This is a genomic window from Oerskovia paurometabola (assembly GCF_016907365.1).
GTDB classification, from domain to species: domain Bacteria; phylum Actinomycetota; class Actinomycetes; order Actinomycetales; family Cellulomonadaceae; genus Oerskovia; species Oerskovia paurometabola.
This window is the reverse complement of record NZ_JAFBBV010000001.1, coordinates 2,954,195-2,978,520: the sequence shown is the minus strand read 5'-3', so window position 1 is coordinate 2,978,520 and position 24,326 is coordinate 2,954,195. Positions and strand designations below refer to the sequence as shown.

The 24,326-nt window shown below is 72.9% G+C and carries 24 protein-coding genes; 15 read left to right on the top strand and 9 right to left on the bottom strand.

All coding sequences use genetic code 11. The features are described 5' to 3' along the window. The first annotated feature begins 134 nt into the window (after positions 1 to 134). Positions 135 to 1,553, top strand: coding sequence for an MFS transporter (locus JOD48_RS13550; protein WP_307824150.1), 1,419 nt, complete (start codon positions 135 to 137; stop codon positions 1,551 to 1,553). Positions 1,554 to 1,649: 96 nt separating this feature from the next. On the opposite strand, the gene JOD48_RS13545 is transcribed toward JOD48_RS13550, so the two are convergent. The 7 genes from JOD48_RS13545 to JOD48_RS13515 form a co-directional block, all read right to left on the bottom strand. Then, positions 1,650 to 3,467 (bottom strand): acetyl/propionyl/methylcrotonyl-CoA carboxylase subunit alpha, encoded by a 1,818-nt coding sequence (locus JOD48_RS13545; RefSeq protein ID WP_307824149.1) that lies wholly within the window; start codon positions 3,465 to 3,467, stop codon positions 1,650 to 1,652. 271 nt (positions 3,468 to 3,738) lie between these two features. Further along, complete coding sequence (locus JOD48_RS13540; RefSeq protein ID WP_191788857.1) at positions 3,739 to 4,455, bottom strand: Maf family protein; 717 nt, start codon at positions 4,453 to 4,455, stop codon at positions 3,739 to 3,741. Then, the gene (locus tag JOD48_RS13535; RefSeq protein ID WP_204809531.1) at positions 4,452 to 6,206 is read right to left on the bottom strand and encodes a DUF885 domain-containing protein; all 1,755 of its coding nucleotides are present in this window, start codon (positions 6,204 to 6,206) and stop codon (positions 4,452 to 4,454) included. Before JOD48_RS13535 ends, JOD48_RS13540 begins: the two co-directional genes overlap by 4 nt. A gap of 51 nt (positions 6,207 to 6,257) precedes the next feature. Then, on the bottom strand, positions 6,258 to 7,241 hold the full coding sequence (locus JOD48_RS13530; RefSeq protein WP_204809530.1) for a hypothetical protein: 984 nt from the start codon (positions 7,239 to 7,241) through the stop codon (positions 6,258 to 6,260). Then, positions 7,238 to 7,504, bottom strand: a complete 267-nt coding sequence (locus JOD48_RS13525; RefSeq protein ID WP_191788859.1) for an acyl-CoA carboxylase epsilon subunit — start codon at positions 7,502 to 7,504, stop codon at positions 7,238 to 7,240. The genes JOD48_RS13530 and JOD48_RS13525 overlap by 4 nt, the downstream gene beginning before the upstream one ends. Further along, positions 7,501 to 8,109 carry a hypothetical protein gene (locus tag JOD48_RS13520; protein ID WP_239527411.1) on the bottom strand — a complete coding sequence of 203 codons (609 nt, stop codon included), beginning with the start codon at positions 8,107 to 8,109 and terminating at the stop codon, positions 7,501 to 7,503. The genes JOD48_RS13525 and JOD48_RS13520 overlap by 4 nt, the downstream gene beginning before the upstream one ends. An 85-nt stretch (positions 8,110 to 8,194) precedes the next feature. Then, on the bottom strand, positions 8,195 to 9,814 hold the full coding sequence (locus JOD48_RS13515) for an acyl-CoA carboxylase subunit beta (RefSeq protein WP_307824148.1): 1,620 nt from the start codon (positions 9,812 to 9,814) through the stop codon (positions 8,195 to 8,197). A 132-nt stretch (positions 9,815 to 9,946) separates the two neighbouring features. On the opposite strand from JOD48_RS13515, the gene JOD48_RS13510 reads away from it, so the two are divergent. After that, the gene (locus JOD48_RS13510; RefSeq protein WP_204809529.1) at positions 9,947 to 10,837 is read left to right on the top strand and encodes a biotin--[acetyl-CoA-carboxylase] ligase; all 891 of its coding nucleotides are present in this window, start codon (positions 9,947 to 9,949) and stop codon (positions 10,835 to 10,837) included. 9 nt (positions 10,838 to 10,846) lie between these two features. Continuing rightward, positions 10,847 to 12,025: an adenylate/guanylate cyclase domain-containing protein gene (locus tag JOD48_RS13505; RefSeq protein ID WP_307824147.1), complete on the top strand. Its 1,179-nt coding sequence runs from the start codon at positions 10,847 to 10,849 to the stop codon at positions 12,023 to 12,025. Positions 12,026 to 12,034: 9 nt separating this feature from the next. Here the strand turns inward: JOD48_RS13505 and JOD48_RS13500 are convergent, their stop codons facing one another. Then, positions 12,035 to 12,778, bottom strand: coding sequence for an SOS response-associated peptidase (locus JOD48_RS13500; RefSeq protein ID WP_204809528.1), 744 nt, complete (start codon positions 12,776 to 12,778; stop codon positions 12,035 to 12,037). Positions 12,779 to 12,905: 127 nt separating this feature from the next. Here JOD48_RS13500 and JOD48_RS13495 point away from each other — a divergent pair, with 127 nt between their 5' ends. From JOD48_RS13495 to JOD48_RS13480, 4 genes are all read left to right on the top strand, one after another. Continuing rightward, positions 12,906 to 13,307 (top strand): PadR family transcriptional regulator, encoded by a 402-nt coding sequence (locus JOD48_RS13495; RefSeq protein ID WP_204809527.1) that lies wholly within the window; start codon positions 12,906 to 12,908, stop codon positions 13,305 to 13,307. After that, the gene (locus JOD48_RS13490) at positions 13,304 to 14,104 is read left to right on the top strand and encodes a hypothetical protein (protein ID WP_204809526.1); all 801 of its coding nucleotides are present in this window, start codon (positions 13,304 to 13,306) and stop codon (positions 14,102 to 14,104) included. The genes JOD48_RS13495 and JOD48_RS13490 overlap by 4 nt, the downstream gene beginning before the upstream one ends. A 108-nt stretch (positions 14,105 to 14,212) precedes the next feature. Continuing rightward, a complete protein-coding gene (locus JOD48_RS13485; RefSeq protein WP_307824146.1) occupies positions 14,213 to 15,496 on the top strand; it encodes a multidrug effflux MFS transporter in 1,284 nt (427 codons plus the stop codon). A 189-nt stretch (positions 15,497 to 15,685) separates the two neighbouring features. After that, complete coding sequence (locus tag JOD48_RS13480; protein ID WP_191788866.1) at positions 15,686 to 17,008, top strand: LCP family protein; 1,323 nt, start codon at positions 15,686 to 15,688, stop codon at positions 17,006 to 17,008. Positions 17,009 to 17,015: 7 nt separating this feature from the next. On the opposite strand, the gene JOD48_RS13475 is transcribed toward JOD48_RS13480, so the two are convergent. After that, positions 17,016 to 18,284 (bottom strand): pyridoxal phosphate-dependent aminotransferase, encoded by a 1,269-nt coding sequence (locus JOD48_RS13475; protein ID WP_204809525.1) that lies wholly within the window; start codon positions 18,282 to 18,284, stop codon positions 17,016 to 17,018. A 254-nt stretch (positions 18,285 to 18,538) separates the two neighbouring features. Here JOD48_RS13475 and JOD48_RS13470 point away from each other — a divergent pair, with 254 nt between their 5' ends. The 8 genes from JOD48_RS13470 (at position 18,539) to JOD48_RS13435 (ending at position 24,256) form a co-directional block, all read left to right on the top strand. After that, positions 18,539 to 19,786, top strand: a complete 1,248-nt coding sequence (locus tag JOD48_RS13470) for a TadA family conjugal transfer-associated ATPase (protein WP_204809524.1) — start codon at positions 18,539 to 18,541, stop codon at positions 19,784 to 19,786. Position 19,787: 1 nt separating this feature from the next. Beyond that, positions 19,788 to 20,648, top strand: a complete 861-nt coding sequence (locus JOD48_RS13465; RefSeq protein WP_191788869.1) for a type II secretion system F family protein — start codon at positions 19,788 to 19,790, stop codon at positions 20,646 to 20,648. Between the two features lie 50 nt (positions 20,649 to 20,698). Then, the gene (locus JOD48_RS13460; protein WP_191789137.1) at positions 20,699 to 21,595 is read left to right on the top strand and encodes a type II secretion system F family protein; all 897 of its coding nucleotides are present in this window, start codon (positions 20,699 to 20,701) and stop codon (positions 21,593 to 21,595) included. 148 nt (positions 21,596 to 21,743) lie between these two features. Continuing rightward, positions 21,744 to 21,926 carry a hypothetical protein gene (locus JOD48_RS13455; protein WP_204809523.1) on the top strand — a complete coding sequence of 61 codons (183 nt, stop codon included), beginning with the start codon at positions 21,744 to 21,746 and terminating at the stop codon, positions 21,924 to 21,926. Beyond that, positions 21,923 to 22,345: a TadE/TadG family type IV pilus assembly protein gene (locus tag JOD48_RS13450; protein WP_307824144.1), complete on the top strand. Its 423-nt coding sequence runs from the start codon at positions 21,923 to 21,925 to the stop codon at positions 22,343 to 22,345. The genes JOD48_RS13455 and JOD48_RS13450 overlap by 4 nt, the downstream gene beginning before the upstream one ends. Before the next feature lie 161 nt (positions 22,346 to 22,506). Continuing rightward, on the top strand, positions 22,507 to 22,917 hold the full coding sequence (locus JOD48_RS13445) for a pilus assembly protein (protein ID WP_307824143.1): 411 nt from the start codon (positions 22,507 to 22,509) through the stop codon (positions 22,915 to 22,917). Between the two features lie 86 nt (positions 22,918 to 23,003). Beyond that, entirely contained in the window at positions 23,004 to 23,429 is a 426-nt protein-coding gene (locus tag JOD48_RS13440) for a pilus assembly protein TadG-related protein (protein WP_191788871.1), read from the top strand. A gap of 221 nt (positions 23,430 to 23,650) precedes the next feature. Further along, positions 23,651 to 24,256, top strand: coding sequence for a hypothetical protein (locus JOD48_RS13435; protein ID WP_191788872.1), 606 nt, complete (start codon positions 23,651 to 23,653; stop codon positions 24,254 to 24,256). Positions 24,257 to 24,326 lie beyond the last annotated feature (70 nt).

Genomic DNA, 24,326 nt, shown 5'->3' with positions numbered 1-24,326 from the left:
CAGGACAGCGCGTCGCCCGGGTGCCCACCACGTGGACCCCCGCGCTCGTGACGCGCACCCGCGGTGCCCCCGGCGCGATCGATCACCGGTGGAAATTCCTGGACGTGCAACCCCCCGCCCCGCACCATGGACGGGTGAGCCATCCCGAGCCGAACACCGTGTCCGACCCGACCGCAGAGGATGCCTCGACAGGCGCCGACGCCACGCCCTACCACCCCCGTGAGTCCGCCGACCCCGCAGCCGCCGACCATGGCCCCGTCGACCCCGTCGACCCCGCAGCCCGGGCCGGAGCGACCCCGGCGGACGACGAGGCGGACAAGCCGCGCTGGCGACGCGACGCGACGATCTTCCTGGGCGGCCAGACCGTCTCGCTGTTCGGGTCGATGCTCGTGCAGTACGCGATCATGTGGCACCTGACCCTCGAGACGAAGTCCGGGTCCGTGCTGGCGCTCGCGACGGTCTTCGGATTCCTGCCGCAGGCGGTCGTGTCGATCTTCGGCGGGGTCTGGGCCGACCGGCTCAACCGCAAGGTCCTGATCATCGCGGCCGACGCCTCGATCGCCGTGACCACCCTCGCGCTCGCGCTGCTCATGCTCTCGGGCACCGACGACCTGTGGCTCGTCTACGCGGCGCTCGCGATCCGTTCGGTCGGCGCGGGGATCCAGATGCCCGCGGTGTCCTCGCTCCTGCCGCAGCTCGTCCCGGTGAGCAAGCTCATGCGGGTCAACGGGATCAACGGGTCGATCCAGTCGGCCATGACGCTGCTGGCCCCCGCGGTAGCGGCGGGCGTCTACGCGAGCGCCTCGATCGTCGCGATCTTCTTCGTCGACGTCGTCACGGCCGTGATCGGGATCGGCCTCCTGGCCCTGATCCCCGTGACCAAGGTGCTGCGCGCCGACGTCGCGGCCGGTGAGAAGGTCGGGTACTTCGACGACCTCGTGGGCGGCCTGCGCTACCTGCGCGGCCACACCTTTGTGCGCTGGGTCCTGGGCCTGTACGCGGTCGTGTTCCTGCTGATCGTGGCCCCGTCCTACCTCACGCCGCTCATGGTGGTGCGCACGTTCGGCGAGGAGGTCTGGAAGCTCACGGCCAACGAGCTCGCGTTCTCGTTCGGGGCGATCGTCGGCGGCGTGCTGCTCGCGACGTGGGGTGGGCTCAAGAACCGCGTCGCGATGATCGTGGGCGCGACGTTCGTGTTCGGCGTGCTCTCCGTCGGGCTGGGGCTCTCGACGAACATGTGGGTCTTCTTCACGTTCATGTTCCTGCTCGGCGTCGCCGTGCCCGCGTTCGCCACGACCTCGATGACGGTCCTGCAGGAGACGGTCGAACCCGACCGGCAGGGGCGTGTCTTCGGGTTCGTCGGCATCGTGATGGCGCTCGCGATGCCGGTCGGGATGCTGATCTTCGGGCCGCTCGCGGACCGGTACTCGGTCGAGTCGCTCCTGATCGTCTCAGGCGCGCTCATGTTCCTGGTGATCGCGATCGCGGTGCTCGTCCCCTCGGGGCGCCGCGCGATGCGCGCGGCCGACGCGCACAGCAGCGCCGGCGCGTAGCGGCACCGGGGGAGGACGAGCAGAGGCCGGTCGGGCGGCTCGTAGGAGCCGCCCGACCGGCCTCGGGGTCGACGCGTCAGGTCGCCCGACGCGTCGTCAGTCGACGATCTCGCAGATCGCGGTGCCCGAGCTCACGCTCGCGCCGACGCCGGCCGACAAGCCCGTGACCCGGCCCGCACGGTGCGCGACGAGCGGCTGCTCCATCTTCATGGCCTCGAGGACGACGATGAGGTCTCCCTCGGCGACCACGGCGCCGTCGGCGACCGCGACCTTGACGATCGTGCCCTGCATGGGCGAGGCGAGGGTCGTGCCGTTGCCCGCGGTGGCCTTGGCGGCGGCGCGACGCGCGGGACGACGGGCGGCGTTGGCCGTACGTGCGCGCCCCGCGGCCATCCCGAGCCCGGCGGGCAGGACGACCTCGAGGCGCTTGCCGCCGACCTCGACCACGACGCGCTCGGTCGCGGGCGCCTCGTCCTCGTCGGGGGCCGGGGCGGGGGTCGCAGGCGTGAGCTGCTTGAGCTCGTCGGCGAAGGCCGTCTCGATCCAGCGGGTGTGCACACGGAAGGCCGAGTCGTCGGCCGGGACGAAGTCCTCGGCGTCGAGCACGGCCCGGTGGAACGGCAGGACCGTGGGGATGCCCTCGACGACCGTCTCGCGCAGTGCGCGGCGGGCACGCTCGACGGCCTCGCGGCGCGTGGCACCCGTGACGATGATCTTGGCGATCATGGAGTCGAACGCCCCCGAGATGACGTCGCCCTGCGTGACGCCGCTGTCGACGCGGACACCCGGCCCGCTGGGGAAGTGCAGGCGCGAGATGCGGCCGGGGGCGGGGAGGAAGTTCGCGGCCGGGTCCTCGCCGTTGATGCGGAACTCGAGCGAGTGGCCGCGAGTGGCCACCGAGGAGTAGCCGAGCGGCTCGCCCGCCGCGATGCGCAGCTGCTCGCGCACGAGGTCGATGCCCGAGACCTCTTCCGTGACGGGGTGCTCGACCTGCAGGCGCGTGTTGACCTCGAGGAAGGAGATGGTGCCGTCGGCGCCGACGAGAAACTCGCAGGTCCCGGCACCCACGTAGCCGGCCTCGCGCAGGATGGCCTCGGAGGCCTTGTAGAGCTCGGCGCGCTGCTCGTCCGTCAGGAAGGGCGCAGGTGCCTCCTCGACGAGCTTCTGGTGGCGGCGCTGGAGCGAGCAGTCGCGCGTCGAGACGACGACGACCGTGCCGTGCTCGTCGGCGAGGCACTGGGTCTCGACGTGGCGCGGGGTGTCGAGGTAGCGCTCGACGAAGCACTCGCCGCGGCCGAACGCGGCCGTGGCCTCGCGGACCGCCGAGTCGAACATCTCGTCGATCTCGTCGACCGTGCGCGCGACCTTGAGGCCGCGCCCGCCGCCGCCGAACGCCGCCTTGATCGCGATGGGCAGCCCGTGCTCCGCGGCGAACGCGTGGACCTCGGTCGCGTCGGCCACGGGGTCGGGCGTCCCGGGGACCAGGGGCGCGCCCGCACGGTGCGCGATGTGCCGGGCGCTGACCTTGTCGCCCAGCGCGTCGATGGCCGCGGGCGGCGGGCCGATCCACACGAGGCCCGCGTCGATCACGGCCTGGGCGAACCCGGCGTTCTCCGCGAGGAACCCGTAGCCGGGGTGCACGGCGTCGGCGCCCGAGCGGCGGGCGACGTCGAGCAGCTTGGCGATGTCGAGGTAGGTGTCCGCGGCGCGCGCACCGTCGAGCGCGAAGGCCTCGTCGGCGAGGCGGACGTGCAGGGCTTCGCGGTCGGAGTCCGCGTAGACGGCGACCGACGCGATCGAGGCGTCGGCGCAGGCGCGCGCGATGCGCACCGCGATCTCGCCGCGGTTGGCGATGAGAACCTTCGACAGGCGTCGGGTCGGGCTGGTCGCGGGGTTCGTGGAGTTCTCGGGCACGGCTCACGGTAGCGCGTCCGGCGCCCTGGGTTCACGCTCCGACCGGCGGTACTGGACAAGATTGGAGATCAGGCCAAGGCTCACCGGGGCCGTTTGTAGGAACCCTCCATGGTCGGCGGGGCGAACCGGGCCGTGGCTCGTCATGGTTGTGCGGCACCGACAAGCAGGCGGCCCGCCGCGTCCTCGCGCCCGGCGCCGGAGCGCACGAGCAGGAGGAGCGGTCGGGCCGCCTGACGAGCAGTGGCCCAGCAGTCGCCGGGCCGGAGGGACCTCAGGACCAGAGGTCGGTCCAGGCCACGCCGATCTCGCCGAGCAGCTCGCGCACGAGCGGCAGGCTGATCCCGACGACGCCGTGGTGGTCGCCCTCGATGCTCTCGACGAACGCACCGCCCAGGCCGTCGACCGTGAACGCGCCCGCGACCGCGAGGGGTTCGCCCGTCGCGACGTAGGCTGCGATCTCGGCGTCGGAGAGGTCGGCGAAGTGGACCGTCGTGGAGCTCGTGGCCCCGAGGGTGGCACCGCTGCCGCCGTCCTGCGGGTCGCGCAGGTCGACGATCCAGTGCCCTGTGTGGAGCACGCCGGTCTTGCCGCGCATCGCGCGCCAGCGCTCGGTCGCCTCGGCGGCGTCCCGGGGCTTGCCGTGGATCGCGCCCCCGAACTCGAGCATGGAGTCGCAGCCGACCACGAGGGGTGCGACCTCGTCCGGCCCGACGACGTCGCTCGCCTCGTCGCGCTCGCGCGCCTCGCGCGTGACGACCTGGGCGACCTCCTCCGCCTTGGCCTGGGCGAGGACGAGCACCGCGTCGGCCGGGTCGAGCGCGCCGAACCGGGCCGCGGCCGACGCCAGGACGGCGTCCTCGTCGAGCCCCGAGACGCGGACCTCGGGTGTGACCCCCGCAGAGCGCAGGGTCGCGAGTCGCGCGGGGGACTGCGAGGCGAGCAGGAGACGGATGCTCGGAGCAGGCGCCGAGGTCGTCGGAGCCGTCACTGGAGAGCCCCGCGCAGGACGTCGAGGCCGACCGACCCGAGGTTCAGGGCGCGCTCGTGGAACGCCTTGACGTCGAACTCCTCGCCGCGCGCCTCGGCGGCCGCGCGGGCTGCGTCGCGGGTCTGCTCCCACAGTCGCTGCCCGACCTTGTACGACGGCGCCTGGCCGGGCCACCCGAGGTAGCGGTTGAGCTCGAAGCGCACGAACGACTCGTCCATGTTGACGTTGGCCTTGAGGAACTCCCAGGCCTTGTCGGCGTCCCAACGGGGGTCCTCGGAGTCGCCGCGCCACTCCTCGGGGGCGTCGAGCCCGAGGTGCACGCCGATGTCGAGCACGACGCGGGCCGCGCGCATGCGCTGACCGTCGAGCATCCCGAGGCGGTCGCCCGGGTCGTCGAGGTAGCCGAGGTCGGCCATGAGGCGCTCGGCGTACAGGGCCCAGCCCTCGCCGTGGCCCGAGACCCAGCAGGCGAGCCGGCGCCACGAGTTGAGCGTGTCGCGCGCGGCGACGGCCTGGCCGCACTGGAGGTGGTGGCCGGGGACGCCCTCGTGGTAGACCGTCGTCTTCTCGCGCCAGGTGTTGAACTCGGTCACGCCCGGCGGGACGGACCACCACATGCGCCCGGGGCGCGAGAAGTCGTCGCTCGGGGGCGTGTAGTAGATCCCGCCGGTCTGGGTCGGGGCGATCATGCACTCGAGGTCCAGGACGGGGGTCGGGATGTCGAAGTGCACGCCGTCGAGCGCCGCGATCGCGGCGTCCGAGGTCTCCTGCATCCAGGCGCGCAGCGCGTCGGTGCCGTCGAGCTTGCGGCTCGGGTCGGCGTCGAGGACTGCGACGGCCTCCTCGACCGTGGCACCGGGCCCGGCGATCTGTGCCGCGACGGCCTCCTGCTCGGCGACCACGCGCGCGAGCTCTTCGAGGCCCCAGCGGTAGGTCTCCTCGAGGTCGACCTCGGCGCCGAGGAAGGCGCGCGAGGCCAGGGCGTAGCGCTCGCGCCCGACACCGTCGGCCACGGGGGCCTGCGGCGCGAGGTCGTCCTCGAGGAAGTCGGCGAGCCTGGCATAGGCGGCCAGGGCGCCCGCGGCACCGAGCTCGAGCTCCTTGCGCACCAGGGAGCAGGCGGACGACTCGTCGAGCACGGCGGCGGCGGCCTCGCCCCGGACGAACTCCACGAAGAACGAGGACTCGGGGTCGGCGAGCTCGCGGGCCTGCTTGACACCCTCGCGGACCTGGCGGACCGCCGCGACGTTGCCGCGCTCGGCGGCGGCGGTCAGCGAGGCGATGTAGCCGTCCATGGCGCCGGGAAGCGCCGCGAGCCGGGCTGCGATGTTCTCCCACGCCTCGAGGGTGCCCGTGGGCATCATGTCGAAGATGTCGCGCAGCTCCTGGAGCGGGGACGCGATGTTGTTGAGCATCGCGAGGTCCTCGCCGGCCTCGTGCAGCTCGAGCGAGAGCCCGATGCGCTCGCGCATCGCCGCGAGCGTGACCTGGTCGACGTCGTCGACGGGGTCGGCGTCCGCGAGCTGGGCCAGCACTGCGCGGTCAGCGGCTGCGAGGGCCTCGTACCCGGCGGGCGACAGGTCGGTCATGAGGTGGTCGTACCCGGCGAGGCCCATGGCGGTGGCGGCGAGCGGGTTCAGGTCGGCGACCGTGCGCACGTAGGCGTCGGCGATCGCGTCGATCGCCGTGGGCGTGCGGGGGGTCCGGGCGGTGGGGGTGCCGGGCTCGGCCGGCGCGGTGGGTGAGGTCACCCGGTAGAGGTTACTGCGCGGTACCCGGTCGGGCGTCGTCCGGGAGGATGATCAGTCGGCTCGCAGGAGCCGTTCGGCCAGGTCGAGGACCTCGGCCGGGTCGAGGGTGTCGAGCGGGACGGGGCGGCCCCCGTCGGGTCCGATGCACACGAGCTCCTCGGCGTCCTCGAAGACGAGGACCGACCGCACGCTGCCCGGGAGGGAGAGGTCGATGCGCAGGGTCCGCCACGCGTCCGTCGGGGCGACCACCTCGACGGCCAGGCGGGGGTGCTCGGCCCCGGCCCGACCGACGGCCGCCAGGACGTCCTGGTTCGAGGCCGCGACGGGCTCGTCGGTTCCGTGGTCGGCCGACGTCGGACCCTCGGTGGTCGGAGCCCGGTCGTCGGCCCGGCCCGGGTGCATGGCCGCGAGCAGGTCGTCGGCCCAGGCGCGCTGGTAGCGCACGAGCACGACGCGCGGTCGCCCGTCGGTACCGCGGGGGTACCAGACGGCGACGGGGTCGCCCGAGCGCGGGCCGGCCGTCCCCGCGGGGACGGTGACCGTGAACGGTGCCCGGACGGGGAGGTGGTCGACCGAGAACGTGAGCCGGCCGCCGAGGTGCGTGGCGCCGTCGGGCAGGACGCCCGGGGCGGGCGCCGAGTCCTGGCCCGCCCCGTCGGATCCCGCCGCACCGTCGACGAGCAGCGAACCCGTGGTGCGCTCGGCGTCCGCGAGCAGGGCGCCCCGCGCGCGCGACTCGCGCAGTGCGTCGCGGTCGTCGAGGTAGCGCGCGAGCGCGAGGACCGCGACGAGCAGCAGCAGGACGGCCAGGACGCCCAGCACGGCCGCGGGCAGCGGCCAGCCCTGGGAGGGCGCGAGCTGGCGGTAGGCGACGAGCGCGACCGCGGGGACGGTCGGCACGACCCACGCCCACCGGCGCCAGCCGGTACGTACCGGGAGCGGGGGAACGCTCGACCCGGGGCCGTCCGCCAGCGGGCGTTCGACGGCCCCGGGGTCGTCCGCGAGCTCGACCAGGACGGTCGTGGTCTGGCTCATGACTGCAGGCTCCACCGCCAGGAGTCGGCGTTGTGCCGACCCGAGCGTCCGCCGAAGCTCTTCGCCGTCGCGCCCGACCCCGTCCCGCGCAGGCCGCGCGACCGGTTGGTCCACTCGGGCAGCGGCGCCTCGTCGTCGGGCACGTGCGCGGCGGCCGCCGCGGCGGCGAGCCCAGCGACGAGCGCCGCGACCTCGACGTCGTCCGGGGCGCCGCGCACCACGCGCAGCTCCCGGCCGGACGACGCCGCGCCGGTCTCGCTCACAGGGCGCCTCCCGGCGCCTCGTCGTCCGCGTCGCCGTAGCCGTCGAAGTCCGCCGCCTCCCCGCGCGACGCGGCCCACTCGGGGACGTCGAAGCCCGACTCGACGAGCGCGGCCACGACCTGCTCGCCCGCGTTGTCGAGGAAGTCGATCACGGAGTCGAGCGACGTGTCGGGGGTCTGGCCCGGGCCCACGACGAAGCCCAGGTAGAACGGCTCGGCGACCTCGGGGGCGGGCGGCGCGTCGGCGTCGGTCCCGGCGCCGAGGTCGTCCTCGGTGCCCCACACGAGCGAGCTCAGGTCCGGGTGCATGCCGAGCGAGTCGTGGAGCGCGTCGTAGAGCCGGGCGTTGAGCGCGCCGATCGCGGCCTCGAGCGCCAGGACGCGCGGGTCCTCGTCGGCCTCGGAGGCGCCGAACTCGGCACGTACCCCGACTGCCGTGCCGACGTACTCGTGCAGGGCCGCGGCCAAGGCGTCCACGGCCGAGTGCATCGGGGCCTCGTCGACCGGGCCGAGGGGGGTGGGGCCGTGCGACTCGCCGTCGTGGCCGCCCTCGGCGTGCTCGTGGCCGTGTCCTGCGTGGTCGTCGCCGTGCTGCTGGTCGGGCATGTCGTCCTCGCCGTTGGTCTCGTCGTTCGGTGGTGGTGTCGGGGGCAGGGCCGGTGGCGGCCCTGGTGTCAACGCGTCCCCAGGATCACAGCGGGATGTTCCCGTGCTTCTTGGGGGGCAGGCTCGCACGCTTGGTGCGCAGGGCGCGCAGCGCGCGCACGACCTGCACGCGGGTCTCCGACGGGCGGATCACCGCGTCGACGTAGCCGCGCTCGGCCGCGTCCCACGGGTTCACGATGGCCTCCTCGTACTCGGCGACCAGGCGGGCGCGCTCGGCGTCCACGTCCAGCCCCTGGTCGGCTGCGGCCTTCAGGGCCCCGCGCTGGAGGATGTTGACCGCGCCGCCGGCCCCCATGACCGCGATCTGGGCCGTGGGCCAGGCGAGGTTCACGTCCGCGCCGAGCTGCTTGGAGCCCATGACGATGTACGCGCCACCGTACGCCTTGCGCGTGATGAGCGTGACGAGCGGGACCGTGGCCTCGGCGTACGCGTAGATGAGCTTGGCGCCGCGCCGGATGATGCCCTGGTGCTCCTGGTCGACGCCCGGCAGGAAGCCCGGGACGTCGACGAGGGTCAGGACGGGGATGTTGAACGCGTCGCACGTGCGCACGAACCGGGCGGCCTTCTCGGCCGCGTCGATGTCGAGCGTGCCGGCCATCGCGAGGGGCTGGTTCGCGACGACGCCGACCGACTGCCCCTCGACGTGCCCGAATCCGACGATCACGTTCTTCGCGAACAGCGGCTGGACCTCGAGGAAGTCGCCGTCGTCCAGGACGTGCTCGATCACGGTGCGCATGTCGTACGGCTGCGAGTCGGAGTCGGGGATCAGCGCGTCGAGCTCGAGGTCCTCGTCGCTCACCTCGAGCTCGGTGTCCTCGGGGGCGAAGCTCGGCGCGTCGGAGAGGTTGTTCTGCGGCAGGTAGCCGAGGAGATGGCGCACGTAGTCGATCGCGTCGTCCTCGTCGGTGCCCATGTAGTGCGCGACGCCCGAGCGCTCGTTGTGCGTGCGTGCCCCGCCGAGCTCCTCGAAGCCCACGTCCTCGCCCGTGACCGCGCGGATCACGTCCGGGCCCGTGATGAACATGTTCGAGGTCTGGTCGGCCATGACGATGAAGTCCGTGAGGGCGGGGGAGTACACCGCGCCGCCCGCGCTCGGGCCCAGGATGAGCGAGATCTGCGGGATCACGCCCGAGGCCGCGACGTTGCGGCGGAAGATCTCCGCGAACTGGGTCAGGGCCGCGACGCCCTCCTGGATGCGCGCACCGCCGCCGTCCGAGATCCCGATGAGGGGGACTCCCGTGCGCAGCGCGAGGTCCTGGACCTTGGTGATCTTCTGGCCGTGCACCTCGCCGAGGCTGCCGCCGAAGACCGTGAAGTCCTGCGAGTAGATGCACACCTGGCGGCCGTCGACCGTGCCGTGGCCCACGACCACGCCGTCGCCCGCGAGGCGCTTCTTCTCGAGCCCGAAGTTCACCGAACGGTGCTTGGCGAAAGCGTCGAGCTCGACGAAGCTGCCCTCGTCGAGCAGGGCCTCGATGCGCTCGCGGGCCGTCTTCTTGTTCCGGGCGTGCTGCTTGGCACGCGCGGCCTCCTCGGGCGCGAGCGACGCCTCGGCGCGCCGACGGTCGAGGTCGGCGAGCTTCGCTGCGGTGCCGATGAGCTGACCGGTGGGGGCCGGGGTGGTGCCGGCGACAGGTTCGTTCACGCAGCCGAGCCTAGTTGGTGGGTGGGACCAAGAGGGTGCGAGGGATCGCACCGGCGTGGCCGCAGACGTTGGAGGGTTTCCACAAGGTGTTCCCTCTGCCGTGCACGGCCCGTGCGCGTGCATGATGAGCACATGACGACTGCCGACCACCCTGCGCTGCGTCCCGGCTTCCTGGCGGACCTCCTCGTGGCCCCGCACGGCCCGCTCGCCCGGCTCGAGGTCGTGGCGGAGTCGGCCTCGACGAACACCGAGCTGGCTGCGGCCGTGGCCGCCGACCCGCAGGCCTGGCCCGCGCCCGCGCTGCTCGTGGCCGAGCACCAGGTGGCCGGGCGGGGGCGCTCGGGCCGCGCGTGGGAGACGCCCGCCCGGACCGCGCTGACGGGCTCGCTCCTGGTGCGTCCCGACGTGCCCCGCGAGCGTCTGAGCTGGTTGCCGCTGCTCGCGGGCCTCGCGACGGTCCGGTGCCTGCGCGCGACCGCGGGGGTCGAGGCCGTGGTCAAGTGGCCCAACGACGTCCTGGTCCCTGCGCCGGGCGCGGGACCCGTCGTCGAGATGGCCGGGTGGGGCACGTACCGCAAGGTGGCGGGCATCCTGTGCGAGCTCCTGCCCGACGGCGGGGCGATCGTGGGCGTCGGGCTCAACGTCCGGCAGAGCGAGAGCGAGCTCCCCGTCGCGTCGGCGACCTCCCTCGCCCTGGTCGGGGCCGCGACGACCGACCGTGAGGTGCTGCTGACCGCGCTCGAGGAGTCGTTCGCCCAGACCCTCGGCCGGTGGCAGGAGGCAGCGGGCGACGCCGTCGAGGCCGGGCTCGCCGAGGAGTGCGCCGAGGTCAGCGCGACGCTCGGGGCGCAGGTGCGGGTCGACCTCACGGGCGGCGGCCAGGTGAGCGGTGAGGCCTACGGGTTCGGGCCGGACGGCTCGCTGCTGGTGCGGGAGCAGGACGGGACGTCCCGCGTGCTGCACAGCGGCGACGTGCACCACCTCCGGCTGGGAGCGCCGGAGCGCGAGGTCCCCCTGAACTAGGATCGCTCTGTGACGCACGACATCCCTGAGGCAGCCGACGAGACCATCGAGACCATCGAGACGACCGAGGCTGCTGGGGAGAGTCGGCTGGAGAGTCGGCTGGAGAGTCGGCTGGCGCGTCGAGAGGACGCGGCGGCGCTCTCCGCGATCGTCGGGGCCGGCGGTTCACCCTCGGCCCCGTCGCCGGTCGAGGCGGACCTCGACGAGGCGCTCCTGGGTGGGCCCCGTGCCCTGACGGTCGAGGGCCTGGCGGAGCGAGCCGGGCTCACCGAGAGGCAGGTGCGCTCGTACTGGCAGGCGCTCGGGCTGCCCATCACGGAGCAGCAGGAGCAGATGTTCACCGAGGACGACGCGGTCGCCCTCGAGGAGATCTACTCGGTCGCGGAGCACGAGAAGTTCGACGACAGGTCGCTCACGACGCTCATCCGTTCGATGGGGCACACGACCGAGCGGCTCGTGCTGTGGCAGGTCGAGGCCCTCGTCGAGCACATGACCAAGCGGTTCGACCTCGACGACACGAGCGCCCGTCTGCTCGTGCTCGACCGCCTGCCGGACCTCGCCCCCGTCCTGGAGACCCAGCTGCGTCACGCGTGGCGTCGTCAGCTCGCGGCCGTGGCCGCGCGGTTCACGGTCGAGTTCTCCGAGGCGCGCGCCGGGGACGTCACCGACTCGCAGGCGCTGCCGCTGCCGCGCGCCGTGGGCTTCGCGGACATCGTGTCCTTCACCAAGCGCACCGCGGGCCTCGGGTCGAGCGAGCTCGCGGAGTTCGTCCAGCTCTTCGAGACCCGTGCGCGCGACATCATCACGGCTGCGGGGGGCCGGGTCGTCAAGACCATCGGTGACGCGGTCCTCTACGTCGCCGACGACGTCGCGACCGGCGCCAAGGTCGCGCTGGGGCTCGCCGAGGAGGGTGAGCGGGCCGGCGAGGGCGTGGAGGTCCCGCCCGTGCGGGTCAGCCTGGTCTGGGGCCGGGTGCTCTCCCGCTTCGGCGACGTGTTCGGACCGTCGGTGAACCTGGCCTCGCGACTCACCGAGATCGCCGAGCCCGCGACCGTGCTGATGGACCGAGAGACCGCGGCCCTGCTGGCCAGGGACTCGCGGTTCGCGCTGACCGCGCAGCCCGAGCGCGAGGTGCACGGGCTCGGGGTCATCGAGCCCGTGCGCCTGCAGTGGGCGTACAAGGGCTGAGGTCGGGCCTCAGACCGCCTGGACGAGCTCCGGGCCGTCGTTGACGACGCTGTTGACGAGCGGCGCGACCTCCTGGGCCTCCATGCGGACCTCGGGTGCGACCAGCAGCCCGGCGGCCTCGTCCTTGCCGACCGCAGGGTCGAGCCACGCGTCCCACCGGTCCGGGGCGAGAGCGAGCGGCATGCGGTCGTGGATCGAGGCGAGCGCCGGGGCGGCGTCGGTCGTGATGATCGTGGTCGAGACGAGCCAGCGGGTGGGGTCGTCGTCGGCCTTGGCGGGGTCCCGCCAGAACTCGTAGAGGCCCGCGAAGGCGGCGACCGCGGGCCCGTCCGGATGGATGTAGAACGGCTGCTTGGTCACCTTGGGCCTGCGCGCGGTGGATCCGGGAGCCGGAGGCGTCTCGACCTTCCGCCACTCGTAGTACCCGTCGGCCGGCACGAGGCAGCGGCGGGCCGCGAACGGCTTGGCGAACGCGGGCTTGTCGAGCAACGACTCGGCCCGCGCGTTGATCATGCGCGCCCCGACGCCGGGGTCTTTGGCCCAGCTCGGCACCAGGCCCCAGCGGGCGACGCGCAAGGAACGGCGGACCTCGCCCGTGTCCTTGGCCGCTCGTTCGACGACGATTCGCACGGGGTCGGTGGGGGCGACGTTCCACGACGGTGGCAGGAGCCGCGCGTCGTCGGCGAGGTCGGCGATCGCGAAATCGTCGGCGAGGTCCTGGGCGTCCCGGAAGGAGGCATAGCGTCCGCACATGTCTCCCAGGATGCCTCGTGCCACCCACGCCGCGCGCTGCGCTCGGCGATCGCGTCGGCGAGCGGCGCCGTCGGGCCTCGGTCGTGGCTAGGTTGACAGGCTGACTAGTTAGCGACACGATCTAGCCATGACCGAGAGCACCTGGCCCAGCGAGTGGCTCCGCGGCGTCCTCGACGTCTGCGTGCTGCGCACCCTCGCCGAGGGCCCCACCTACGGGTACGCGATCGCCGCGCGACTCGCCGACGGCGGCCTCGGGGTCATCAAGGGCGGGACCCTCTACCCGCTGCTCGGGCGCCTCGAGACGGGCGGTCTCGTCACGGTCGAGTGGCGGGCCGGAGACGGCGGGCCCGGGCGCAAGTACTACGACCTCACCGACGCGGGCCGCCACGAGCTCGCGCAGCGTGTCGCGCTGTGGGAGGCGTTCACCCGGACGACCCGTGACCTCGTCGCAGGCACCGGGGCCGAGGCCGAGCAGCCCGGCGCCGACGACCCCGCCCGTCGATCCACCCCCACCGAGGAGAACCGATGACCCGCACGAGCGAGAAGCGGACCGCCGCGCGCTACGAGATCGAGAGGCGCCTCGCGCCGCACGTCGAGGAGGAGTGGGCCGAGGCCTTCCTGATCGAGCTGAGGCTGCTCGACGTGCCGGGCGCCGCCCTCGGTGGGGCGCTCACCGAGGTCGAGTCCCACTGCGCGGAGAGCGGAGAGTCCGCCGCAGAGGCGTTCGGGAACCCCGTGGCCTACGCGAGGAGCCTCGACCTGCCCGTCGAGCCCGACAGGCGGTGGGAGGTCGTGAAGGTGCTCGGGCCGGTGACCGCCCAGTTCCTGGGGCTGCTGCTCCTCGGCTGGGGCGGCTCGGCGGTGGCCCTGGCCGGGCGAGTCGGCGATGCGGCGCCGAGCGTCGACGTGACGGCCGGGATGCTCGCGATGATCGCGGCGTTCGGGGCGGCGATCCTGCTCTTCTACCGGTTCAGCTCCCCGGTGCTGCGAACCATCCTGGAGCGACCGCTGGTGTCGTTCTTCGCCCTGGCGGGCTGCATGGCGGTGCTCGTCGTGGTCCCCGTCCTGCTGGACGGCGTCCTCGTCTCGCTCCCGGCCTGGCCCGTCGCGGTCGCCGGTGCGCTCGTGCTCGCCGTGGGCACGGCGTGGAGCGCGGTCCAGGCCAGGAGAGGCACGCTCGACGACCCGATCGTCTCGCCGCTGCCCGGTGAACCGCAGGACGGCCCGGTGCGGCGGACGCGACGCCTGTCGGCGACGGTCATGTGGGTCGTCCCGGCGTTCGCGCTCGTCTCCCTCGGTGTCACGTGGCTCCTGCTGGGCCGCTGAGCGTGCGGTGAGGTCGGGTGGCACAGGCGGCTGCGCCGTCGGGCACGTCACGAAACCTGGTCCCGGATCCGGGCGTGGCCGGGCGGTCGAATCGTTATGATCGAACCCATGGAGACACCCCCGGCAGGAACTGCACCCACCCCGCCGGCGCCGTCGAAGGACAGCGAGGGGCGTGCCACGGCCCGGCGCCCCGGCCGCTCCACCGTCAAGTGGGTCCTCCTGCTCGGCGCACTCGCCACGCTCCCGGCGTTCACGGTCGACATGTACCTGCCGTCCCTGCCCGACGTCGCGGCGGACCTCGACGCCAGCCCCGCCCTCGCGCAGCTCACCCTGGCCGGGATGCTCGTCGGCGGCGCGTTCGGACAGCTCGTGATCGGCCCGCTGTCCGACCGGTACGGACGCCGGGCGCCCGTCATCATCGGCCTCGCGCTGCACGTCGTGACCTCGGTCCTGTGCGCGGTCGTGCCGACCATCGGCTGGCTCATCGTCCTGCGCGTCCTCCAGGGCTTCTTCAACGCCTCGGCCCAGGTCGTCTCGATCGCCGTGATCCGCGACCGGTTCACCGGGTCGGACGCCGCCAGGATCCTGTCGCGGCTCATGCTCGTCATCGGGCTCGCGCCGCTCCTGGCGCCGACCATCGGCTCGTTCGTCGCCGGGCACGGCGACTGGCGCTGGGTGTTCTGGGTCCTCGCGGTCCTGGGCCTCGTCCTGGGGCTCATCGTCCTGCGTTTCATGCCCGAGACCCTCGAGACCGAGCGCCGCCAGGTGGGCGGGGTCGGCAGCGTCTTCCGCGGCTACGGAGCGCTCCTCAAGGACCGCCACTTCGTCGCCCTGGCCGTCCTCCCCGGGCTCGGCATGGCCGTCCTGATGAGCTACGTCGTCGGCTCGCCGTTCGTCCTGCAGGAGGGGTACGGGCTCACCCACCAGCAGTTCGCCGCCCTGTTCGCGGTCAACGGGATCGGCCTCGTGATCTCGGCCCAGGTCAACGCCTCGCTCGTGCGGCGCGTCGCCCCCGTGCGGATCCTGCGCGCCGCCCTGGTCCTCCAGGGGGTGTTCGCGGTGGGGCTGTTCGTCGTGGCGCTCACCGGGGCGGGCGGCCTGATAGGGCTCCTGGCCGCGCTGTGGCTCACGCTCGCGCTCCAGGGACTCATCCCGGCCAACGCCTCCGCGCTGGCGCTGACCCGGCACGGCGAGAGGGCCGGTACGGCCGCCGCGGTCATCGGGGCCTTCCAGGCCGGGGTCGCCGGGCTCGTGAGCCCCCTCGTCGGGGTCCTCGGAGGCGACGCGGTGGCCATGAGCACGGTCATGCTGGGGGCCGTCGTGGCTTCCCTCCTCGTCCTCGGGCTCGCGACGCCCGCGTTCCGCAAGGGTGGCTGGCACCTGCCCGCCTGAACCGCAGAGAGGGCCGGTGCCAGGCCCTGGTGTGCCTCGTCCATGCCCGAGATCGCCCGAGATGCGCCATATGAAGGAGCACGGGAGGGGCCCGGCTCGGCCTCGTGGGCAGCAGATCCAGCAGGACACTTCACATTTCCTTTGCACGACACGAAGCCCTTGGCCCTGCCGTGCATCTAGGCTCGTCTCATGCCCAGCCCGAAGACCGCCTCGAACAGCGGCCCTCATCACGCGCGCTCGCAGCGCACGCACAAGGTCCTTCGTGCCACCGGTCTCGTCACCACCGCGGTCCTCGCCTTCGGCGTCGTCGGCGGAGCCGCCGCCTACATGGACTGGCAGTCGGCCGTGACGGTCAGCGACGTGTCGGCCCTGGTCGACTCGCCGTCGGAACCCGAGGCGCCGCGAGACCCGGACGACCCGTACGCGGGCAAGGCCCTCAACATCCTCGTGATGGGGACCGACTACCGCGACGAGGAGAACGCCGAGCTCGCCGGTGCCGAGGACGGCATGCGCTCCGACACGACGTTCGTGGTGCACATCTCCGGCGACCGCAGCCGCATCGAGGTCGTGTCGATCCCGCGCGACTCGCTCGTCGACATCCCCGCGTGCAACCTGTCCGACGGCAGGACCACCCGCAAGCAGAACGACGCGATGTTCAACTCCGCGTTCGAGATCGGGTCCGGCGGAGTCGACGACATGGTGGGCGCCGCGGCGTGCACCATCACGACCGTCCAGGAGCTCACCGGGCTGACCATCACCGACCACGTCGTGGTCAAGATGACCGGTGTCATCGGGGTCGTCGACGCCCTCGGTGGCGTGCGGATGTGCTTCCCGGAGCCGGTCGTGGGTGGATCCCACTCGCGCGACCTCAACATCGCGGCAGGCGAGCAGGTCCTCGACGGTCGTACGTCGATCAGTTTCCTGCGCGCCCGCAAGGGCAGCGGCATGGGACTCGAGATGGGCAGCGACCTGGCCCGCATCGCGCGTCAGCAGGCGTTCCTGGACTCGATGATGCGTGAGCTCCTGTCGAAGAACATCATCACGGACACCCCGCAGCTGTACGGCCTCATCAAGGCCGTGCTCTCCTCGATCAGCGCGAGCCCCAACCTCGCGGGCCTCGACTCGTTGGCAGGGCTCGCCTTCTCGCTCAAGGACATCAAGCCGTCCGAGATCGTCTTCACGCCGCTGCCCGTCGTCGAAGCGCCGAACGACAAGAACCGCGTGGTGTGGACCAAGGACGCCCAGGCGATCTGGGACCGCATGGCCGCCGACGAGCCGCCGCCCGGTCACGAGACTGCTGCGCCCCCGGCCGACGGCGGTGCAGCAGCCCCCGACGCTGGTGCGACGGTTCCCGACGCGGGTGCGACGGTCCCGGACGCCGGCGCGACCGTCCCCGACGCCGGCACGACCGTCCCCGACGCCGGCACGACCGGCGAGGTCGCGCCGCCCGCCGACACCGGCACGACGACGACCACCCCGCCTCCGCTCCTCGAAGGGGTCTGCGCCTCCTGACAGGTCGTCAGCGCAGCTCCGCGAGGCGGGAGACCGCCTCGCGGAGCACGTCCTCACGCTTGACGAACGTGAACCGGACCCGAGAGGCCAGGGCCTGCGCCGTCGTCGGGCCAGAGGGGTCCCCATCGCCCGGTGACGCGGCGCAGAACGCGCTCACCGGCACGCCCACGACGCCCGCGAGCCCGGGCAGCCGGCGGCACAGCTCGGTGCCGTCCTCGAAGCCCAGGGGTGCGCCGTCGGCGACCACGAAGTACGTGCCCCGCGGCACGACGACCTCGAAGCCCGCGGCCACCAGGCCCTCGCACAGCAGGTCCCGCCGGGCCGCGAGGGACGCGGCCAGGGCGCGCGGCGCCTCGTCGTCGGCCAGGGCCTGCGCGATCGCGGGCTGGAACGGCGCCCCCGACGTGTACGTCAGGAACTGCTTGACCGTGCGCACGGCCTCCACGAGGTGCGCCGGGCCGTGCAGCCAGCCGATCTTCCAGCCCGTGAAGGAGAACGTCTTGCCGGCCGAGGAGATCGTGATCGTGCGCTCGGCCATGCCCGGCAGGGTCGCGACGGGCACGTGCACCGCGTCGTCGTACACGAGGTGCTCGTAGACCTCGTCCGTCACGACGACCGCGTCCACGGACCGCGCCGCCTCCGCGACCACCTCGAGCTCGGCGCGCGTCAGGACGGTCCCGGTCGGGTTGTGCGGCGTGTTGACCAGGATCAACCGCGTCCGCGGCCCGACGGCGGCGCGCACCTGCGCGGGATCGAGGTGGAACCCGTCCGGGGTCGGGTGGAGCGGGACGCGCACGTGCGTGGCGCCCGCGAGCGCGATGCACGCCGCGTGCGAGTCGTAGAAGGGCTCGAGGGTCACGACCTCGTCGCCCGGTCCCGCCAGAGCCAGGATCGTCGCGGCCAGCGCCTCGGTGGCCCCCGTGGTGACCAGGACCTCGGTGTCCGGGTCCAGGTCGAGACCGTAGTGGCGGCGCTGGTGGTCCGCGACCGCCTCGCGCAGCACCGGGATGCCCGTGCCCGGCGGGTACTGGTTGTGACCGTTCTCGATCGCGCGGATCGCGGCCTCCTTGATCGCGTGCGGGCCGTCCACGTCGGGGAAGCCCTGGCCCAGGTTGATCGCCCCCGTGCGCAGCGCGAGGTTCGTCATCTCGGCGAAGATCGTCGAGGCCACCGAGCCGTCGGGGCGCAGCAGGCCCGTCGCGGCGGCCGCGGCGCGCCAACGGCCGGGGACCTGGGGAAGGGCGGGACGGGGGACGGCGGGGGTGCTCGCAGACATGCGCCGACCCTATGCCGGGTGTGCGCTCGCCGTGGCGGCCCGCGCTGCTGCCCTGCCCGGAGCTCGTGGGGCCCTGACCACAGTTCGGACATCCACCGAGGTGTGATCCGCGAGATCCCGCGGATCCTGAGCGGTTGTCCACAGGGGGCGGTGCGGACCCGGCCGGTCGTGCCCTAGTCTCGGCGCGCAACCACCCCGCCGGGTGGTCGACTGCGCGGGGGGCGCGCAGGGACGCAGGGGAGCGTGGCACGACGATGAGCACCGCAGGCGTGGCGATCCTCGAGCGCGAGGTCCGCGAGCTGATCCGCCGCCGAGGCGTCGACCCGCTGCGCGACAAGGCGGGGATCGACCAGCTCGTCGCCGACGCCCTGGCGGACTACGACACCCGCACCGCGCTGGGCGTCGTGCCCCCGCTCGCCGACGTCCCCGGCGCCGTGCGGGCGGTCCTCGACGCCGTCGCGGGGCTCGGCCCCCTCCAGAAGTACCTCGACGACCCGGAGATCGAAGAGGTCTGGATCAACTCGCCCGCGCAGGTCTTCGTCGCGCGCGGCGGGACGGCCGAGCTCACCTCGACCATCCTCACGAGCACCCAGGTCCGCGACCTCGTCGAGCAGATGCTCAAGTCCTCCGGTCGGCGCCTCGACCTCTCGAGCCCCTTCGTCGACGCCGCGCTGCCCGGGGGCGAGCGGTTGCACGTCGTGATCCCGGACGTCACGCGCGAGCACTTCGCCGTGAACATCCGCAAGCACGTCGTGCGGGCCTCTCACCTCGAGCACCTAGTGCGCCTGGGGTCCCTCACCCCGCACGCCGCGGCGTTCCTGCACGCCTGCGTCCGGGCGGGGCTGAACGTCCTCGTGGCGGGCGCCACGCAGGCGGGCAAGACGACCATGCTCAACGCGCTCGCCGGGTCGATCCCCTCGCACGAGAGGGTCATCACGTGCGAGGAGGTGTTCGAGCTGCGCTTCGCGGTGCGCGACATCGTCTCGATGCAGTGTCGTCAGCCCAGCCTCGAGGGCACGGGGGAGATCCCGCTGCGACGTCTGGTCAAGGAGGCGTTGCGCATGCGTCCGGACCGGATCGTCATCGGCGAGGTGCGCGAGGCGGAGAGCTTCGACCTGCTGATCGCCCTGAACGCTGGCGTCCCGGGGATGTGCACGATCCACGCGAACTCGGCCCGGGAGGCGATCTCCAAGATGTGCACCCTGCCGCTGCTGGCCGGGGAGAACGTCTCGGACCGCTTCGTCGTCCCGACCGTGGCCGGTGCGGTCGACGTCGTGGTCCACCTGGGCGTGACCGCGGACGGTCGACGTCAGGTCCGCGAGATCGTCGGGGTCCCCGGGCGCGTGGAGCAGGGGGTGGTCGAGACCTCGGACCTCTTCCACCGCGTCGGGGGCGGTCTCGTGCGCGGCGACGGGTTCCCGCCGGCGGAGGAGCGGTTCGCCCGGGCCGGGATCGACCTCGCGGCGCTCATGGTCGGTCCACGACCGGGGGAGGCCCGCTGACATGGGCGTCATGGTGGGCCTGCTGCTCGGGGTCGGGGTGTTCTGCGTCTGGTGGGCCTGGTGGGAGCCGGCGCCTCGCCCTCCCCGTCGGGCCGACGCCTGGTCGACGAGGACGCAGGACCTCCTGGTGCTCGCCGGGGCCCCGACGGTCACCCCGCGCGCCCTGGTGGGCGTGAGCGTGGCACTCGGAGCGTTCGTCCTGCTGGTCGTGCTCGCACTCACCCGGGCGCTGCCCGTCGCGGTGTGCTTCGCGGCGATGGCGGGCGCTGCGCCCGTCGCTCTCGTGCGCTCGCGTGCCCGACGGCGCCGCTCGAGCCTGCGTGACGTGTGGCCCGAGGTCGTGGACCACCTTGCCTCGGGCGTGCGTGCGGGCCTCTCGCTGCCCGAGGCGGTGGGCCAGCTCGGGGAGCGGGGGCCGGTCGAGCTGCGGGAACCCTTCGCTCGCTTCGCCCAGGACTTTCGTGCGACCGGGCGCTTCGGCGACTGCCTGGACGCGCTCAAGGCGCGCCTGGCAGATCCCGTCGCCGACCGCATCGTCGAGGCCCTGCGCATGACGAGGGAGGTGGGGGGCACGGATCTCGGCAAGCTGCTGCGCACGCTCGCGATGTTCCTGCGCGAGGACGCCAGAACGCGAGGCGAGCTCGAGGCGCGCCAGTCGTGGACCGTGAACGGCGCCCGACTCGCGGTGGCAGGGCCTTGGGTCGTCCTGGCCCTGCTGGCCACCCGACCCGAGACCGCGCAGGCCTACAGCTCGTTCCAGGGGGCCGTCGTGCTCGGAGCCGGCGCGCTCACCTCGGTGGTCGCCTACCAGATCATGCGTCGGATCGGGCGGTTGCCCGAAGAAGTGCGGGTCCTGCGGTGAACGGGTCCGAAGGGATCGAGGTGTCGTGGATCGGCGTCGTGGCCGGGGCGATGCTGGGATGCGGGCTCCTCGTCGTCGTGTCGCGTCTGCGTGCCAGGCGGGTCCGCCTCGACGAGCGGGTCGGACCGTATCTGCGCGTGATCGGCACCACGTCGGGACTGCTGCAGGAGTCGTCGACGCGATCGCCCTTCCCGTCCCTCGACCGTCTCGTAGGCCCGTGGCTCGCCGAGGTCGGGCGGGGGCTCGAGAGGTTCGGGTCGACCCGTGCGGTGCTTCGCCGCCGCCTCGACCAGGCCGGCCGACTCGAGAGCGTCGACCAGTTCCGGGCCCAGCAGGTGGTGTGGGCAGCGCTCGCACTGGTCGGCGGCCTTCTCCTCGCCCTGCTCCTGGCCGCGACCAGGGGATCGTCCCCCGTGGTCCTGGCCGCTCTCGTCGCCTTCTGCGGACTTGGTGGGCTGCTCGGCTGCGACTACCGGCTCTCTCGGCAGGTCGCCCGGCGCGAGGAGCGCATGCTCATGGAGTTTCCCACGATCGCGGAGCTGCTCGCGCTGTCCGTCGGGGCGGGGGAGGGGCCGGTCGCGGCGATGGAGCGCGTCGCGACCATGGCCCGGGGTGAGCTGTCGACCGAGCTCGCGCTGACGCTCTCGATGGTCCGCTCGGGGGTGCCGCTGGCCCGTGCTCTCGAAGGGCTCGCCGACCGGACCGCGCTGACGAGCCTCACACGCTTCGCGGAGGGGGTCGCCGTGGCCGTCGAGCGAGGCACGCCGCTCGCCGACGTCCTGCGCGCGCAGGCGCAGGACGTCCGGGAGGCGGGCCGCCGGGCCCTCATGGAGTCGGGTGGGCGCAAGGAGGTTCTCATGATGGTGCCCGTCGTCTTCCTGATCCTCCCCGTGACCGTGGTGTTCGCGATATTCCCGTCGATCGCGACCCTGAGGATCGGCCTGTGACGACCTTTCCGGACGGCGGGCGACCCGCGGTCCGTTCTCGATCTTGACGAAAAGACCTGGACGACCGACCAGGACGACCGACCTGGACCACGACCGCACGCGACCGCAGCGCGCGACCGACCGAAGGAACGAGATGACGAGACGACTGATGAGCAGGACCGTGCGTGCGAGGTACCAGCAGGTCGCGCAGGAGCGTGATCGCGGAGACGTCCCGGGCTGGGTGCTGGTGACCCTGATGACCGCGGGACTGGTCATCGCGCTGTGGGCCGTCGCGGGCCCCGCGCTCACGGAGACCTTCACGAACGCGATCAACAGCGTCGGCGGTCCGTGAGCCTGGCGCGTCGGCGACTGGTCCCGCCCCCTGGCCGGGGCGTTCGCGCGCAGGAGCAGGGTTCGGCAGTCGTCGACTTCGTCCTCGTCTCCGTCCTTCTCCTCGTCCTGTTCCTGGGCGTTCTCCAGGTGGTGCTCGCGGTGCACGTGCGAGCGATCGTGATCGACAGCGCGGCGGAGGGAGCGCGGCTGGCTGGCACGGCGGACCGGACCACCGAGGACGGAGTGGCGCGGACGCGAGCTTTGATCGACGCGGCCTTGTCGGAGCGGTTCGCGCAGGACGTCTCGGCGCGAGAGATCGACCACGACGGGCTGCGGGTCGTCGAGGTGACGGTGACGTTTCCGTTGCCCGTCGTCGGGCTGCTCGGCCCGTCGGGAGCGGTCACGGTGGACGGGCACGCGTTGAAGGAGGAGCAGTGAGCGGGCGCGAGGGGGCCGGAGTGCGAGGGCGTGAGCGGGCGGCCCGGGACGGAGGGGCCGCCCGAGTGGCAGTCCGAGGGCCGCGAAGGGGACCCGGGCCCGGCGCGGTCCGCAGGCGTCGCTCGAGAGGTCTCGGGGGGCGGGAGCAGGGGAACGCGATCGTGGAGTTCCTGGGAGCCGCACTCCTGCTCCTCCTGCCCGTGATGTACCTCGCGCTGACTCTCGGAAGGATCCAGGCGGCGACCTTCGCGGTCGAGGGCGCCGCGAAGGAGTCTGCCCGTGCCTTCGTCACGGCCGACTCGGTCGCGCAGGGTGAGGCGCGGGCCGGCGTCGCGGTCTCCCTGGCGCTGGCCGACCAGGGGTTCGAGGACGTGCGACCTGCCGACGTCCTGTCGATCTCGTGCTCGAGCCCGCACTGCCTCGCCCCGGGGAGCGAGGTCGCCACGGTCGTGCGCTATGACGTCCCGCTCCCGTTCGTCCCGCCGGGGGTCCGGTCGTGGGTACCGTTGTCCGTCCCGGTCGAGGCCGCCCACGTCTCGCCCGTGGACCGGTACGCGGGGGCCCGGCCGTGAGGCGCGGACGCCGGACCGCGTCAGCGCCCCGGACCGACGCACGACGCGGCCGGCTCGTGCGGGGGCGCGACGATGACGGCCAGATCATGCTCCTCACGAGCGCCTTCGTCGCGTTCGCGCTCCTCCTGGTGACCGTGGTGGTCTCGGCGACGGGGGTCCACCTCGACCGCAAGCGACTTCTCGACGTCGCGGACGCGGCGGCGCTCGACGCCGCCGACTCGATGAGCGAGGACATCTTCTACGAGGGGCGGGTGCCCGTCCCTGGGGAGCAGGCGGTGCTCCGGCTCAGCGACGCGGAGGTGCGGGCCTCGGTCGAGGAGTTCGTGGCCGCGCACCCCGAGATGCTGGACGACCTGCATGCTGTCACCATCGTCGAGGCGTCGACGCCCGACGGACGGACCGCGGAGGTCCGGCTGGTCGGGTTGTCCCGCCCGGTCCTCGTCACCTGGGTGACCCAGCTGTGGTCGGACGGCATCCTCGTGCGTGCCGAGTCCAGCGCGCGCGCTTGGTGAGTCCCGAGGGTCGGTGGTACGCATGACCATCCGGTGAACACGGGCGGTACAAGGTGACCAAGTACGTTCACTTTCTTAACGAACCATGCAACTTTTGTCTGATGACTGACAAAACAAGGGTTCGCCGCTATGGTGATCCGGTCCGACACCCTCCAACGACGGAGACTTACATGAACGCACGTGCAAGGAAGCAGTGGATTGCCGGCGGAGCACTCGGTGCGATGCTTCTCGGAACCGTCGCGATGGCCTCCGGGGCCGTCGCCGACGAGGTGACCCACGGTGAGGAGGACGTCCAGATCCAGGTCGCCGTCACGCCGGTCGGAGCGCTCGCGCTCAACGTCGCCAACCCGTCCGTCACGCTGGGCGAGACGACGGACGAGGACATCTGGGCCGCTGGGAACCGTGAGTTCACGGGTCTCCTCGACGGTATCAGCGTGACCGACGACCGCAACGACGTGGGTGCGGACGCGAGCTGGACCGTCACCGGCCAGGTCAGCAGCTTCACGGCGGCAGGCCTGCCGGAGATCGACTCCTCCAACCTCGGCTGGGTCCCCGAGCTGGCGAACCCGATCCCCGGCGACTTCAACGTCACGCCGGGCCAGCCGATCGCGGGCGAGCTCCAGGAGGTCCCCGCAGGCGAGGGCCCCGGCGGTGACTGGCTCACGGGTGGCGTCCAGGTCGGCGACCTCCTGGTGTCGAGCGGCTCCTCGCTCGAGGCCAAGGGGCAGTCGTTCGGCGTCAAGGCCGGCCTGAACCTCACGGTCCCCAAGGGCACGCCCTCCGGTGCGTACGCGTCGACGCTGACGCTCACGCTCATGGAGAGCTGACGGCTCCTCGCGAGACCAGTCACGGACGGTGACGACGCAGGGCCGACGGATGTCCGTCGGCCCTGTACCG

Bases quoted from the DNA above. Each gene is read 5' to 3' on its own strand.
- JOD48_RS13510 (WP_204809529.1), top strand. From the start codon at position 9,947: ATGACGACTGCCGACCACCCTGCGCTGCGTCCCGGCTTCCTGGCGGAC.
- JOD48_RS13435 (WP_191788872.1), top strand. From the start codon at position 23,651: ATGCTTCTCGGAACCGTCGCGATGGCCTCCGGGGCCGTCGCCGACGAG.
- JOD48_RS13475 (WP_204809525.1), bottom strand. From the start codon at position 18,284: ATGTCTGCGAGCACCCCCGCCGTCCCCCGTCCCGCCCTTCCCCAGGTC.
- JOD48_RS13455 (WP_204809523.1), top strand. From the start codon at position 21,744: ATGAGCAGGACCGTGCGTGCGAGGTACCAGCAGGTCGCGCAGGAGCGT.
- JOD48_RS13520 (WP_239527411.1), bottom strand. From the start codon at position 8,109: ATGCCCGACCAGCAGCACGGCGACGACCACGCAGGACACGGCCACGAG.
- JOD48_RS13490 (WP_204809526.1), top strand. From the start codon at position 13,304: ATGACCCGCACGAGCGAGAAGCGGACCGCCGCGCGCTACGAGATCGAG.
- JOD48_RS13530 (WP_204809530.1), bottom strand. From the start codon at position 7,241: ATGAGCCAGACCACGACCGTCCTGGTCGAGCTCGCGGACGACCCCGGG.
- JOD48_RS13500 (WP_204809528.1), bottom strand. From the start codon at position 12,778: ATGTGCGGACGCTATGCCTCCTTCCGGGACGCCCAGGACCTCGCCGAC.
- JOD48_RS13480 (WP_191788866.1), top strand. From the start codon at position 15,686: ATGCCCAGCCCGAAGACCGCCTCGAACAGCGGCCCTCATCACGCGCGC.
- JOD48_RS13440 (WP_191788871.1), top strand. From the start codon at position 23,004: ATGCTCCTCACGAGCGCCTTCGTCGCGTTCGCGCTCCTCCTGGTGACC.
- JOD48_RS13485 (WP_307824146.1), top strand. From the start codon at position 14,213: ATGGAGACACCCCCGGCAGGAACTGCACCCACCCCGCCGGCGCCGTCG.
- JOD48_RS13465 (WP_191788869.1), top strand. From the start codon at position 19,788: ATGGGCGTCATGGTGGGCCTGCTGCTCGGGGTCGGGGTGTTCTGCGTC.
- JOD48_RS13495 (WP_204809527.1), top strand. From the start codon at position 12,906: ATGACCGAGAGCACCTGGCCCAGCGAGTGGCTCCGCGGCGTCCTCGAC.
- JOD48_RS13460 (WP_191789137.1), top strand. From the start codon at position 20,699: ATGCTGGGATGCGGGCTCCTCGTCGTCGTGTCGCGTCTGCGTGCCAGG.
- JOD48_RS13470 (WP_204809524.1), top strand. From the start codon at position 18,539: ATGAGCACCGCAGGCGTGGCGATCCTCGAGCGCGAGGTCCGCGAGCTG.